Below are 13,171 nucleotides of genomic sequence, written 5' to 3' on the forward strand. Positions count from 1 at the left end.
AGCCCGCCCCGGTGTACTGGTGCACGGTATGGCGCGCACGGTGTAGACTTTGCCGTTTCCCCCATCCGCCTGGCGCCCTCCGGCGCTCTCTCCGCACCATGAATTTCGACGTCGCCATCGTCGGCAGCGGTCTGGCCGGCCTTACGGTCGCGCTGCAACTGGCCGACACCCACCGGGTTGTCATCCTCAGCAAGCGCGCCATGACCCAGGGCGCCAGCGACTGGGCGCAGGGCGGCATCGCCGCCGTGCTGGATTCCGGCGACAGCCATGACGAGCATACGCAGGACACGCTCGTTGCCGGTGCGGGACTGTGCGACGAAGAGGCAACGCGCTTCATCGTCGAGCACGGGCGCGAGGCGATCCAGTGGCTGATCGACCGCGGCGTGCCCTTCACGCGCGACGAGCAGGCCGAACTGGGCTTCCACCTGACCCGCGAAGGCGGCCACAGCCGTCGGCGCATCATCCACGCCGCGGACGCCACCGGCCACGCGGTGGTCAGCACGCTGCTGCAGCAGGCCACGCAACACCCCAACATCACCATCCTGGAAGACCATTTCGCGATCGACCTGATCACGTCGCCCAAGATGGGACTGCCGGGCAACCGGTGCTATGGCCTTTACGTGCTCGACGACAACACCGGCGCGGTGCACACCCTCACCGCCACGCATACGGTGCTGGCCGCGGGCGGCGCGGGCAAGGTCTACCTGTACACCACCAACCCTGACACCGCCACCGGCGATGGCATCGCCATGGCGTGGCGCGCGGGCTGCCGGGTGTCGAACATGGAATTCATCCAGTTCCATCCGACCTGCCTGTACCACCCTTACGCCAAGTCGTTCCTGATTTCCGAAGCCGTGCGCGGCGAAGGTGGCCTGCTCAAGCTGCCCGACGGCACCCGTTTCATGCCCGAGCACGACGAGCGCGCCGAGCTGGCGCCGCGCGACGTGGTCGCGCGCGCGATCGACTTCGAGATGAAGAAGCGCGGCCTGGACTGCGTCTACCTGGACATCAGCCACCAGCCCGAAGCCTTCCTGAAGGAACACTTCCCGACGATCTACGCGCGCTGCCTGGAGCTGGGCATCGACATCACGCGCGAGCCGATCCCGGTAGTGCCGGCCGCGCACTATACCTGCGGCGGCGTGGTCACCGACACCGCGGGCCGCACCGATATCGGCAACCTGTACGCAGTGGGCGAATCCGCCTGCACCGGCCTGCACGGCGCCAACCGGCTGGCCTCCAACTCGCTGCTCGAATGCATGGTGATCGGCCGCGCAGCGGCGGAAGACATCGCCCTGAAGGACAAGGCCGGCGCCCCCAAACTCACGCTGCCGGCATGGGACGAGAGCCGCGTGTCCGATGCCGACGAAGAAGTGGTGGTGTCCCACAACTGGGATGAACTGCGCCGCATGATGTGGAACTACGTGGGCATCGTGCGCACCAGCAAGCGGCTGGAACGCGCGCAGCACCGCATCGGCCTGCTGCGCGAGGAAATCGCGGAGTACTACGCCAACTTCCGCGTGACGCGCGACCTGCTGGAGCTGCGCAACCTGGTGGAGGTGGCCTCGCTGATCGTTGACAGCGCGTACTCGCGGCATGAAAGCCGCGGACTGCATTTCAGCCGGGACTATCCGGATGCGCTGCCGAAGGCGCTGCCTACGGTGATGCAACCGCCAGCCGCTCGCAAGCGCTGAGCGCCGTGCAGCAACAAAACAAAAAACGGGGTGCGAGCCTGAGGGCTCCACCCCGTTTTGATCTTGCGCTGGCGATGCGTCAGCCGATGATACGCAGCGAGTAATCCGTCGCGCGCACGTCCTTGGTCAACGCGCCCACCGAGATACGGTCCACGCCAGTCTCGGCAAAGGTGCGGATGGTCTCGGCATTGACGCCACCCGACACTTCCAGCAGTGCCCTGCCCTGGTTGATCTTCACCGCGTCCTGCATCATCGGCACGGTGAAGTTATCAATCAGCACCGACTTCGCGCCGGCTGCCAGGGCTTCTTCCAGCTCAACCAGCGACTCCACCTCGACCTGCACCGACACATCGGTATCGAGCGCCAGCGCCGCCTGCATCGCCGCGGTGATGCAGCCGGCCGCGGCGATATGGTTTTCCTTGATCAGGATGCCGTCGTACAGCGCCAGCCGCTGGTTCTCGCCGCCACCGATGCGCACCGCGTACTTTTGCGCGAGGCGCAGGCCGGGCAACGTCTTGCGCGTATCCAGCACGCGCGCACGGGTGCCGGCGATCAGGTCGGCATAGCGGCGCGTCACGGTGGCCACGCCGGACATCATTTGCAGGAAGTTCAGCGACGGACGTTCGGCGGTCAGCAGCGAGCGCGCCGGGCCGGTGATCTCGCACACCACGGAATCCGGCGCCATCCGCGCGCCTTCTTCCTGCAGCCAGCGCACTTCCAGCGCCGGGTCGACCGCACGCATGCAGGCGTCGAACCACGGCTGTCCGCACAGCACGGCCGGCTCGCGCACGATCACGCGCGCGTGCGCGGACTTGCCCGCCGGCACCAGCAAGCCGGTCAGGTCGCCACTGCCGACATCCTCGGCAATGGCGGCCTGCACATTGGCTTGCAGCGCTTCCTGGAGCGCCGCGCCATAGCGGTCGAAAATCGGATTCACGCTCATGCCGGACCGATCCCCTGGAACAGCGCCTGTTCCTTCGCCAGGTCGGACGACGGACGCACGTTGCGCTTCTGCGCGGCAGCGAAGTCGAGCATCCGGTTGATGCACGTCACCGCCTTGGCGCCGATGACCGGGTCGACGTGGATCTCGTTGCGGCCGGTCTCCAGCACTTCTGCCAGATTGGTCAACGCGTTCATCGCCATCCACGGGCAGTGCGCGCAGCTCTTGCAGGTCGCACTGTTGCCGGCGGTCGGCGCTTCGATGAAATGCTTGCCGGGCGCGGCCATGCGCATCTTGTGCAGGATGCCGTTGTCGGTCGCGACGATAAACTCGGTTGCGTCCAGCTTCTGCGCGGCTTCGATCAGCTGCGAGGTGGAGCCGACCACATCGGCCTGCGACACCACGTTTTCCGGCGATTCCGGATGCACCAGGATCTTGGCGTTGGGGAATTCACGGCGCAGCAGGTCCAGCTCGATGCCCTTGAACTCGTCGTGCACCAGGCACGAGCCCTGCCACAACAGCATGTCGGCACCGGTCTGCTTCTGGATATAGCAGCCCAGGTGCTTGTCGGGTGCCCACAGGATCTTCTTGCCCTGCGCATGCAGGTGCTCGACGATCTTCAGCCCGATACTCGAGGTCACCATCCAGTCCGCGCGCGCTTTCACCGCGGCACTGGTGTTGGCGTACACCACCACGGTGCGATCCGGGTGCGCGTCGCAGAAGGCGGCAAATTCGTCGGCCGGGCAACCCAGGTCGAGCGAGCAGGTCGCATCCAGGTCCGGCATCAGCACGGTCTTCTCCGGGCTCAGGATCTTGGCGGTCTCGCCCATGAAGCGCACGCCGGCCACCACCAGGGTCTTGGCCTCGTGGTCGCGGCCGAAGCGGGCCATTTCAAGGGAGTCGGAGACGCACCCGCCGGTTTCTTCGGCGAGGTCCTGCAGGTCGGCGTCGACGTAGTAGTGCGCCACCAGCACCGCGTTGCGTTCCTTCAGCAAGCGGCGGATACGTTCCTTGAGCGACTGCCGCTCATCGGGCGTCAGCACCGGCGGCACCTTGGCCCAGGCATGGGCCACGCAGCTGCCGCCAGTGGCGTTTTCGGCATCCGCCAGGTTCGGCTTTTCGAACTCGACGGTCTTGATCGATTGTGGGGTCATCTCCTGGTACTCCTGGTACTCCTCTAGACCTCCGCCAACAGGGTGCGGCCGGCCAGAACATGGGGGAGTTTATCTAAAACAAAAGCCCCGCCATGGGCGGGGCTTTGTCAAACCATACGGCGCGGCCGAATTGTATCAGGCGTAGCGGCGCAGGCGCAGCGAGAAATCGTGCAGCGCCTGGATACCGCTGGCCTCGGCGCGGTGGCACCAGGCCTGCAGCTGCTGCAGCAGCTGCTCGCGCGTCAGGTTGGAACGGCCCCAGATGGCGGCCAGTTCACGGCGCATTTCGACGAAGGTCTGCAGCGCCTTGTTCTGCTCGACGATGCTCGCCAGCTGCTCGCGCTGCTGCGCTGCCAGCTTGGTTTCCTCGCGGTGGAACCACTTGCCGGCGGGCTTGAAGCTGCGGTACTCGGCGACACGGCCTTCCTTGAGCTTTTCCAGTTCCTGGCGGAACGCACCCTTGACGGCCTTGGCGTAGCGCGCCATCACGTCATAGCGGTTGGCGATGATGGCTTCCAGCGTGTTGTGGTCGACCGGACGGGCTTCCACCAGGCGCGCCTTGGGCGGGGTCTTCTTGACCTTGGCCAGGCCGACGGCCTGCATCGCGCGGATATAGCCCCAGCCCACGTCGAACTCATACCACTTGATCGAGAATTTGGCCGAAGTCGGATAGGTGTGGTGGTTGTTGTGCAGCTCTTCACCGCCGATGATCAGGCCCCACGGCGACACATTGGTCGACGCGTCTTCGCAATCGTAGTTGCGATAGCCCCACCAGTGGCCCAGGCCATTGATGATGCCGGCGGCATGGATCGGGATCCACAGCATCTGGACCGCCCACACCGACATGCCGATCACGCCGAACAGCGCCAGGTCGATGATCAGCATCAGGCCGACGCCCTGCCAGCCGAAGCGCGAATACACGTTACGCTCGATCCAGTCATTGGGGCAGCCATGGCCGAACTTGGCGATGGTTTCCTTGTTCTTGGCCTCGGCACGGTACAGCTCGGCGCCTTCCAGCAGCACCTTGCGGATGCCGCGGGTCTGCGGGCTGTGCGGATCGTCTTCCGTTTCGCACTTGGCGTGGTGCTTGCGGTGGATGGCAGTCCACTCGCGCGTGACCATGCCGGTGGTCAGCCACAGCCAGAAGCGGAAGAAATGCTGGGCGATCGGGTGCAGGTCCAGCGACCGGTGCGCCATGCAGCGGTGCAAGAAGATGGTGACGCCAGCGATGGTGATATGCGTCACCACCAGGGTGTAGATGACGATCTCCCACCAGGCCCAATTGGCAAGGCCGTTGGCGGCCCAGTCAAGAATAGTGTCGAACAAACTGTTCTCCGTCGGTTAAACAGGGACTTTCCCGTGCAGGCCGGCGGTGCCGGTGCACACAACGCGCAGAAAAAATAGCTGCGAATCTATTGATTGCGATAGCTGTATGGCGCTTGCCTCGGGACCCGAAGTCGTTCCGGGCTCCCTGGCAACGCGAGTCTGGCGCCGGCCGTGGCTGGCGGGACAAGGTACGAACCGCTGCAATCTGGCGGTTGTCTGATGTGGGAGCGGATTGTCTCAACCCGCGACAACCCGGCATTCTACCGGATTGGCGAAGGCGCAAGCATACGCTATTTCCCGGATTTGGACGGGGCGCAACGGTTTTCGTTCCGTGGGTGCCGAACTCGCCGCCCGCTTCAATCCTGCAAGACTTGTGACGCTCAGGTGACAGTCTAGGTGGCGTTGGCAGCTTCCGGCAAGGCACTTGCCTTCGGCGCGCCTGGCCCCGGCATGGGCGCCTCGTGCATCACACGCAGTTCCCGCTGCGGATACGGGATCGAGATGTCATGCTCGCGCAGCGTGCGCCAGATGGCGCGGTTCATCGCGGACTGCACCCCAAGCTTGCCATTTTGCGGATCGGCGACATAGACGGCGACCTCGTACTCGATGCCGCTGTCGGCGAACAACACCAGGAAGGCCGCCGGCTCCGGCTCCTGCAGCACGCGCGGCAGGTCGCGCACGCAGTCGGTCAGCAGCGCGATCACGGTCTCGGGATCGGCGCTGTAGTCGGCCTGGACGCGCGTCGCCACGCGCACATTGGTATTCGAGAACGAATGGTTCTGCACCGACTGCGCCACCAGTTGCTCGTTCGGCACCAGCGTTTCGCCGTCGCCGTTGCGGACCACGGTATAGCGGGTACGGATCTGCGACACGATGCCGGTGTACTTGTCCACCGTAATCTGGTCGCCCAGCTTGACCGAGCGGTCGAGCAGGATGATGAAGCCGGAGATGTAGTTGCTGGCGATCTTCTGCAAACCCAGGCCCAGGCCCACGCCCAGCGCACCGCCGAACACCGACAGCACGGTCAGGTCGATGCCGACCAGCGACAGGCTCAGCAGCAGCGACACCAGCAGCAGCAAGGCCTTGGAGATGCGGGTCAGCACCACCTTGAGGTTGACGTCGAGGTTGGCCGAGCGCATCAGCCGCTCTTCCAGCCAGGAGCCGAACCACATCGCCACCAGCACCGTCAGCAGGATCCAGACCACCGCCATCAGCGTGTCGGCGAGGCTGATCTTCTGCTTGCCGCCGATCGAGAAGCGCACATCCTGCATCCACCCGACCACGTCCGACAGCACGCCCACCACATAGAGCGCCATGCCGACCCACACCAGCGTGGTCAGCACCTTCTCCACCAGCAGCAGCATGCCGTGCAGCTGCCCGCTGCCTGACATGACCCGCCGCAGGATATAGAAGGCGACGTTCAGCGCGGTAATGCCGAACAGCGGCACCAGCGCCAGCCGCAGCACGCTGATGGGGATCAGCGGCTCCAGCGCAAAGCGCGCGATCATCACCAGCACCCACCCTGCCAGCGGGAACATGGCCCGCTCCAGGCTGGCGGCGGCAAAGCGCAGCGAGAAACTGGAGCTGGCGTAGCGCGCCTCGAGCCGGCGCACGACGTAGCGCCCCAGCGGCCACGCCACCGCGAGGCATCCTGCCAGCACCAGCAGTTGCCAGAAAAAGCCCGGGCCGCCGGCATCGCGGATCAGGTCGTCCAGCATCTTGCCGAACATCGAATGGGAGGCCTTCAGCTCGCCGCCCAGGCCGGACAAGGTTTCACCGTTCATCGGGGAGACTCGGGGTTGGACCGCCGGCCCGCTGCATGCACGGGCGGCGGCCGCAGGCGTCAGCTGGTGCGTTCCAGCACCGCGGCGAAGAAGCCGTCGGTCTGGTGCAGATGCGGATACAGCGCGAACATGCCGCTATCCGCGGCCAATGCGGGCACTTCGATCTTCTGGTCGGCCAGCACCTCGCTGGCCGGGACCAGGCGGAAGTTGGGATGCGCGGCGAGGAAATCGCGCACGATGGCTTCGTTTTCGGCTTCGAGCACGGAGCAGGTCGCGTAGACCACGCGGCCGCCGCCCTTGACCAGGCGCGCTGCCGAGTCAAGGATCGCGCTCTGCTTGGCGGTCAGCTCCAGCACCGCTTCCGGCGTCTGGCGCCATTTCAGGTCAGGGTTGCGCCGCAGCGTACCCAGCCCGCTGCACGGCGCATCCACCAGCACCCGGTCGACCTTGCCGGCCAGGCGCTTGATCTTGGCGTCGCGTTCGGAGTCGATCAGGACCGGATGGACATTGGACAGCCCGCTTCGCGCCAGCCGCGGCTTCAGGTTGGCCAGCCGCTTTTCCGACACGTCGAAGGCGTACAAGCGGCCGGTAGAACGCATCGCGGCGCCCAGCGCCAGCGTCTTGCCGCCCGCGCCGGCACAGAAGTCGACCACCATCTCGCCACGCTTCGGTGCCACCAGGTTGCACAGCAGCTGGCTGCCCTCGTCCTGCACCTCGACCAATCCGTTGACGAAGATCGGCAACTGGTTCAGCGCCGGCTTGCCGGCCATGCGGATGCCGGCGGGCGCCATCGGCGTCGGCTCGGCACCCAGGCCGGCGGTCTGCAGCTCGGCCAGCGCCGCGTCGCGGCTGGTCTTCCCGAGGTTGACGCGCAGGTCAAGCGGCGCCGGACGCAGCCAGGCATCGCCCAGCGCAGCGGTAAATTCTTCGCCGTGGCGGCGCACCAACTCGTCGTACAGCCATTCGGGCAGGTTGGTGCGCACGCGCGGAGCCAGGCTGGAGCGCTCGATCGTGGTCAGGCGGTCCAGCCATTCGGCCTCTTCGGGGTGCAGGAAGGGCGACAGAACATCGCGGCCCAGCGTGGCCGCCAGGCCCAGCAGCGCCAGGCGGCGCGAGCTCGCGCCCGTGCCGCTTTCGGCAAATTGCGCGAACTCGACGCGCCGGCGCAGCACCGCATAGATGGCCTCGGCGATGATGCCGCGCTCGCGATGGCCCAGCTTGCTGTTTTCGCGGAAGTAATAGCTCACCACGGCATCGGCCGGGCGCGCGAACAGCATGACCTTGCCAAGCAGGCGGTCGATATGCTGGATATGCGTGGCATGCAGCCCACCGTGCATGCGCGGCGCGCCGTCGCGGCCGGCATTGCCGTTGACGGGCTTGCGGATGGGGCTGCCCTTGCCCTTGCTCTTGCCGCGCGGTGCCGCATGGCCCTCGCTGCGGTTGGGACGGTTTCCTGCCTGGTTGCGGCTCATGCCTGGACTCCTGCCGCCGGGGTATGGGCGGAGATGGCCATCAGCAATTGCGGCTCGGCCGGGTTGATAACGTTGACTACGCCGTCCTGCAACTGCAGGCGGTTTTCGACAAACCAGCGAACGGCGCGGGGATAGATCTCGTGCTCGCAGGCGAGCAGGCGCTCGGCCAGGCTTTCAGGCGTGTCGGACCGCAGCACATCAAGTGCCGCCTGAATCACTATCGGGCCATGGTCGAGTTCCGGAGTGACGAAGTGCACGGTGGCGCCGTGCAGCTTGACGCCGGCGTCCAGCGCCTGCTTGTGGGTGTTCAGCCCGGGGAAGCACGGCAGCAGCGACGGGTGGATATTCAGCAACCGGCCCGCATAGCGGTCGACGAAGCCCGGCGTCAGGATGCGCATGAAGCCGGCCAGCACCACCAGATCGGGGGCGTGGGCATCGATCGCCTCGGCCATCGCGGCGTCAAACGAGGCACGGTCGGGGAACTGGCGATGGTCGACCACGCCGGTGGCAATGCCTTGCTGCTGCGCGAATTGCAGCCCGGCGGCATCGGGCCGGTTCGACAAAACCGCTGCCACGCGGGCGGGCCAGCCGCCCCCCGCGCAGGCACGGACGATGGCTTCCATGTTGGAGCCACGCCCGGAAATCAAGATGACAATTTTTTTCATCGCGCAATTCTACCAAGGCAAGGCACTAAACTCCGGTAAAGCGAACCCATTAGGCGCTTAATTCACCAGATCGGGACAAGCCGCAATGTCTCTAACATGTGACGGTGGGGCCGTATACCCCCGATTGATGGATTGTGACGCATCGCCCCCTCTGCTAGAGTGGGCGCTACGTCCACGCGCCAATCCTGTGCATGGTTTGATCGACACAGTGCTCGCAACGAGCGGGTGACAACAAGGACGAAACGGGAAATTAGACGGGAATTCGCATGTCGAACGCTGCACCGACGTTGTTGGTGGTCGATGATCATCCTATGGCCTTGTCAGGCACCACGGCTTTTCTTGCCGAAGTCATGCCGGATGTTGCGGTACACGCCGCCGGCAGTGCCCGCGAAGCGCTGACGAGCCTGCAGCAGGGGTTGCGCCCCGATATCGTGCTGCTCGATATCTGGCTGAACGACGGCACCGGCTTCGATGCCATGCAGTCGTTCAAGACCGTCATCCCGGGGGCGCGCTTTATCTTCATGTCTGCCGAAGCCACGCCTGAAATCGTCGGCCGCGCCCGCGCGCTGTCGGCATGCGGCTTTGTCGGCAAGCATCTCGATGCCAATGCCTTCACCGCCGCGGTGCGCAAGGTGCTGGCGGGCGATACCTCCTTCCCTACCGATGAAGCGCTGAACGGGCGGGCCCAGTCGTTCGGCCCGGCGCACGGCATTCCCGTCACGCCGGCCGAGCTGGGCCTGACGCCGCGCCAGGGATCCGTGCTGGCACTGGTGCTCGAAGGCCTGCCGAACAAGGTGATCGCGCGCCGGCTCGGGCTGACCGAGAACACGGTCAAGGAGCATGTCTCGGCGATCCTGCAGCGCCTGGGCGTGCGTACCCGCATGCAGGTGATGTCGCGGATGGAGCGTTTCCGGCTGCGCCAGTAAGGCGCCGCTCTGCAATTCTTCCCCGAACCAACCCTTCCCCAGTCTAAGCCGGACGCAGCCAGCGCCGCAGCAACATGCGCAGCGACGCCGGGTCGACCGGCTTGGGCAGCACGAAATACCCCGCCTCTTCCGCCGCCGCCAGCGCGGCCGATTTCAGGTCGCCGGTCAGCAGCGCGCTGCGCGCCTGCGGCTGCGTGTTCTGCCAGCGCTCCAGCAGGTCCAGCCCATTTTCGCTGCCCGGCAGCCGCAGGTCGCAGAAGATAATGTCCGGGCGCAGGCCCTTGGCGAACAGCTTGTCGGCCTCGGCGCCGTGCGCGGCGCAGGCCACCTCGATACCCCACGCTTCCATCAGCGCGATCCACGCCTTGCGGATCTGGCTGTCGTCGTCGACCACCAGCACCGTCCCCTGCAGCCGGTCGGGCTTGGCTTCCTCGGCCTGCGCCATGGCGCGCATCGCGCGCACGCTGGCGACGGTATCGGCCGGCACCGGGGCCAGGGCGAACCAGAACACCGAACCCTTTCCCGGCACCGAGCGCACGCCATAGGTGCCGCGCATCAGCCGCACGCACTCCTTGAAGATCGCCAGGCCAAGGCCGAGGCCCTGCGACGGGTCGCGCTGCGGGTTGTTGACCTGGTAGTACGGCGAGAAGATCTCCGGCAGGTGCTCGGGCGTGACGCCGGCGCCGGTATCCCACACCTCCAGCCGCACGTGCTTGCGGCGCTGGCGCGCGGTCACCAGCACGCCGCCGCGCTGGGTATAGCGCAGCGCGTTCTGCACCAGGTTGAACAGCGCGCGGCGCAGCAGCACCGGCTCGGCCATCGCGTACAGCTCATCGGGCACGCGCGGCGTCAGCATCAGGCCGCTTTCGCGGGCGTCGGCGGCGAACTGGCTCATGACATCGCTGATCAGCGCGCCCAGTTCGCACGGCTCCAGCGTCGGCAGGACCTTGCGGCCTTCCAGCTTGGACAGGTCCAGCAGCGAGCGGAACAGCAAGTCGATGGTCTGCGTGCCGGCCGCCACCTGCTCCACCAGTGGATGCAGCGACGACGACTGGTTGCGCGCGCGCAGCGCCTCCACCAGCATCACCAGCGCATGCACCGGCTGGCGCAGGTCATGGCTGGCGGCGGCAAGGAAACGCGATTTTTCTTCGCTGGCATGCAGGGCGCGCTCCTTTTCTTCCTGGAACTGCTTGGCCAGCCGCCGGCTGTCGCCTTCAAGCTGGATCGCGCGAACCAGCGTGCCCTGCAGGTTGAAGGCATGACGCGACAGCATCAGCGCGTAGATCACCAGCAGGCCCTGTACATAGGCGCCATGGCCGGGGAAGGCAAACTCCGCCATCAGGATGTTGGGCACCAGGATCGGCACGCCGGCGTACACCAGGTTGGACGGCACCGGCGCCTGCGATACCGCGCCACCGGCCAGCACGCCAAGCGTCAGCAGGTACAGCACGCTGGAAAACACCACCGAGCCTGTATACAAATGCAGCAGTGCCGAGCTGCCCCAGGTCACCCCGGTCAGCAGCGCCAGCACGCGCATGTTGTTCCACCACTTGCGCGTATGCGCGGAACGGCTCATCGACGCGCCGTCGCGCTGGTAGCCGAAATGGAACCACAGGCCGCCCGCTGTCAGCAGCAACATGATCGCGCACCAGCCCAGCAGCGCCGCGTGGCTGACCTCGTCCCAGAATCCCAGCGTGGTCAGGGCCGGCAGCAGCACGGAAGCGACGATGGCGGTCAGCGCATTCTTGTGCACGATGGCCATCAGCTTGGCGCGGGTCTCGACATCAAGCTCGCCGCTCGCTTGCGGCAGGATACGGGGGAGAAGCCGGGACAGGAACCGGTTGGGCAGCGCGTTCAAAAGTGGCTGGCTTGAAATGGCGGACTCAGCGGGGCGGTGCAACCAAGAAAGCGGTGAAAAATGGCGTGTCCCGGGCGATTTCAACATATGTGACGCCGGAGTGACACTCAAGTGGTGCATATCATGCCGCCTTTTGCCGCATCGCGCCATGCCGGGCGCGCCGGTTGCGGCACAAAAACAGCAGCTTAGTGCACACGGCGGCGCCGGCAGCAGCAAGCCGATCCATTCGCCTTATAATGTTCGCTTTACCCGAAACATTTCCCGCCGTCCCCGTGAAAGTCTTCCGCGGCCTGCCCAACGCCGAGAGCCGGGCGCCCTGCGCGCTCACCATCGGCAATTTCGACGGTGTGCATCGCGGCCACCAGTCGCTGCTCGCGCGTGCGCGCGCGGCGGCGGACGCGCGCGGCCTGCCGCTGTGCGTGATGACCTTCGAGCCGCATCCGCGCGAGTTCTTCACCCCGGACAAGGCGCCCACCCGCATCGCGCTGCTGCGCGACAAGCTGGAAAGCCTGCGCCGCAATGGCGTGGATCGGGTGGTGGTCGAGCACTTCAACGCCCATTTTGCCGGCCAGTCGCCGCAGGCCTTCGTCGAGAACGTGCTGTGGCATGGCCTGCACACGCGCTGGCTGCTGGTCGGCGACGACTTCCGCTTCGGCGCCAAACGCGCCGGCGACTTCGCCTACCTGCAGGACGCCGGTCGCCGCTACGGCTTCGATGTCGAGCAGATGGGCTCGGTCTCCGAAGGCGGCATCCGCATTTCCAGTTCGGCGGTGCGCCAGGCACTGGCCGATGGCGACCTTGAGCACGCACGGCGCCTGCTGGGCCACGGTTATGCCATCAGCGGCCACGTGATCCATGGCCGCAAGCTGGGCCGTGACCTGGGCTTCCCGACGCTGAACCTGCGCATCTCGCACAAGCGTCCTGCGGTCAATGGCATCTTCGTGGTGCAGGTGCACGGCATTGCCGACCACCCGCTGCCCGGCGTGGCCAGCATCGGCGTGCGCCCGACCATCGAGGACGCCGGCCGTGTGCTGCTGGAAGTCCACCTCTTTGACTTCAACGAAAGCCTGTACGGCAAGCTGGTACGGGTCGAGTTCATGAAGAAGCTGCGCGACGAAGCGCGCTTCGACAACCTGGAAGACCTGACCGCAGCGATCGCCAAGGACAGCGCCGATGCGCGCGGGTTCTTCGGCCTGACCGCGCCGGGAGCAGCTGAAGGCGCCGAGGGCGCCGGTGGCCGCGACTTCGCCACTTCCGCCACCGACCGAATTAGCTAGCGGCCGGTGCCCGCCTGTGTGCGCGGGTCCGGTTCGCCTGCCCTGTCCAGTCTTCCCGCGCGCCCCGCCCTGACGTCG

Annotated in this window: 10 protein-coding genes; 3 read left to right on the plus strand and 7 right to left on the minus strand. The window is 66.1% G+C overall.

Annotation, left to right across the window (positions count from 1 at the left end; translation table 11 throughout):
- Nucleotides 1-98: 98 nt before the first annotated feature.
- Nucleotides 99-1,691 carry an L-aspartate oxidase gene (nadB, locus tag CTP10_RS13470; protein WP_116318028.1) on the plus strand — a complete coding sequence of 531 codons (1,593 nt, stop codon included), beginning with the start codon at nt 99-101 and terminating at the stop codon, nt 1,689-1,691.
- Between the two features lie 79 nt (nt 1,692-1,770).
- Here nadB and nadC read toward each other — a convergent pair whose 3' ends face one another.
- The 6 genes from nadC to purN form a co-directional block, all read right to left on the minus strand.
- On the minus strand, nt 1,771-2,634 hold the full coding sequence (gene nadC / locus CTP10_RS13475) for a carboxylating nicotinate-nucleotide diphosphorylase (protein WP_116318029.1): 864 nt from the start codon (nt 2,632-2,634) through the stop codon (nt 1,771-1,773).
- Nucleotides 2,631-3,785, minus strand: a complete 1,155-nt coding sequence (gene nadA / locus CTP10_RS13480; protein WP_116318030.1) for a quinolinate synthase NadA — start codon at nt 3,783-3,785, stop codon at nt 2,631-2,633. The genes nadC and nadA overlap by 4 nt, the downstream gene beginning before the upstream one ends.
- Before the next feature lie 135 nt (nt 3,786-3,920).
- Nucleotides 3,921-5,111, minus strand: a complete 1,191-nt coding sequence (locus CTP10_RS13485) for a DesA family fatty acid desaturase (RefSeq protein WP_116318031.1) — start codon at nt 5,109-5,111, stop codon at nt 3,921-3,923.
- A gap of 392 nt (nt 5,112-5,503) precedes the next feature.
- Nucleotides 5,504-6,895 carry a mechanosensitive ion channel family protein gene (locus CTP10_RS13490; RefSeq protein WP_116318032.1) on the minus strand — a complete coding sequence of 464 codons (1,392 nt, stop codon included), beginning with the start codon at nt 6,893-6,895 and terminating at the stop codon, nt 5,504-5,506.
- A 59-nt stretch (nt 6,896-6,954) separates the two neighbouring features.
- Nucleotides 6,955-8,367 carry an RsmB/NOP family class I SAM-dependent RNA methyltransferase gene (locus CTP10_RS13495; RefSeq protein ID WP_116318033.1) on the minus strand — a complete coding sequence of 471 codons (1,413 nt, stop codon included), beginning with the start codon at nt 8,365-8,367 and terminating at the stop codon, nt 6,955-6,957.
- Complete coding sequence (gene purN / locus CTP10_RS13500) at nt 8,364-9,032, minus strand: phosphoribosylglycinamide formyltransferase (protein ID WP_116318034.1); 669 nt, start codon at nt 9,030-9,032, stop codon at nt 8,364-8,366. The genes CTP10_RS13495 and purN overlap by 4 nt, the downstream gene beginning before the upstream one ends.
- A gap of 266 nt (nt 9,033-9,298) precedes the next feature.
- Between purN and CTP10_RS13505 the strand changes: the two genes are divergently transcribed.
- Nucleotides 9,299-9,958 (plus strand): response regulator, encoded by a 660-nt coding sequence (locus tag CTP10_RS13505; RefSeq protein ID WP_011615962.1) that lies wholly within the window; start codon nt 9,299-9,301, stop codon nt 9,956-9,958.
- A gap of 43 nt (nt 9,959-10,001) precedes the next feature.
- Here CTP10_RS13505 and CTP10_RS13510 read toward each other — a convergent pair whose 3' ends face one another.
- The gene (locus CTP10_RS13510) at nt 10,002-11,816 is read right to left on the minus strand and encodes a hybrid sensor histidine kinase/response regulator (RefSeq protein WP_116318035.1); all 1,815 of its coding nucleotides are present in this window, start codon (nt 11,814-11,816) and stop codon (nt 10,002-10,004) included.
- 272 nt (nt 11,817-12,088) lie between these two features.
- On the opposite strand from CTP10_RS13510, the gene CTP10_RS13515 reads away from it, so the two are divergent.
- Nucleotides 12,089-13,093, plus strand: a complete 1,005-nt coding sequence (locus CTP10_RS13515) for a bifunctional riboflavin kinase/FAD synthetase (RefSeq protein ID WP_116318036.1) — start codon at nt 12,089-12,091, stop codon at nt 13,091-13,093.
- Nucleotides 13,094-13,171: the final 78 nt, after the last annotated feature.

The organism is Cupriavidus sp. P-10 (assembly GCF_003402535.2).
Taxonomy (GTDB): Bacteria; Pseudomonadota; Gammaproteobacteria; order Burkholderiales; family Burkholderiaceae; genus Cupriavidus.

Coding starts and splice junctions, on each gene's coding strand:
- nadB (WP_116318028.1), top strand. CDS start 99: ATGAATTTCGACGTCGCCATCGTCGGCAGCGGTCTGGCCGGCCTTACG.
- nadC (WP_116318029.1), bottom strand. CDS start 2,634: ATGAGCGTGAATCCGATTTTCGACCGCTATGGCGCGGCGCTCCAGGAA.
- nadA (WP_116318030.1), bottom strand. CDS start 3,785: ATGACCCCACAATCGATCAAGACCGTCGAGTTCGAAAAGCCGAACCTG.
- CTP10_RS13490 (WP_116318032.1), bottom strand. CDS start 6,895: ATGAACGGTGAAACCTTGTCCGGCCTGGGCGGCGAGCTGAAGGCCTCC.
- CTP10_RS13495 (WP_116318033.1), bottom strand. CDS start 8,367: ATGAGCCGCAACCAGGCAGGAAACCGTCCCAACCGCAGCGAGGGCCAT.
- purN (WP_116318034.1), bottom strand. CDS start 9,032: ATGAAAAAAATTGTCATCTTGATTTCCGGGCGTGGCTCCAACATGGAA.
- CTP10_RS13505 (WP_011615962.1), top strand. CDS start 9,299: ATGTCGAACGCTGCACCGACGTTGTTGGTGGTCGATGATCATCCTATG.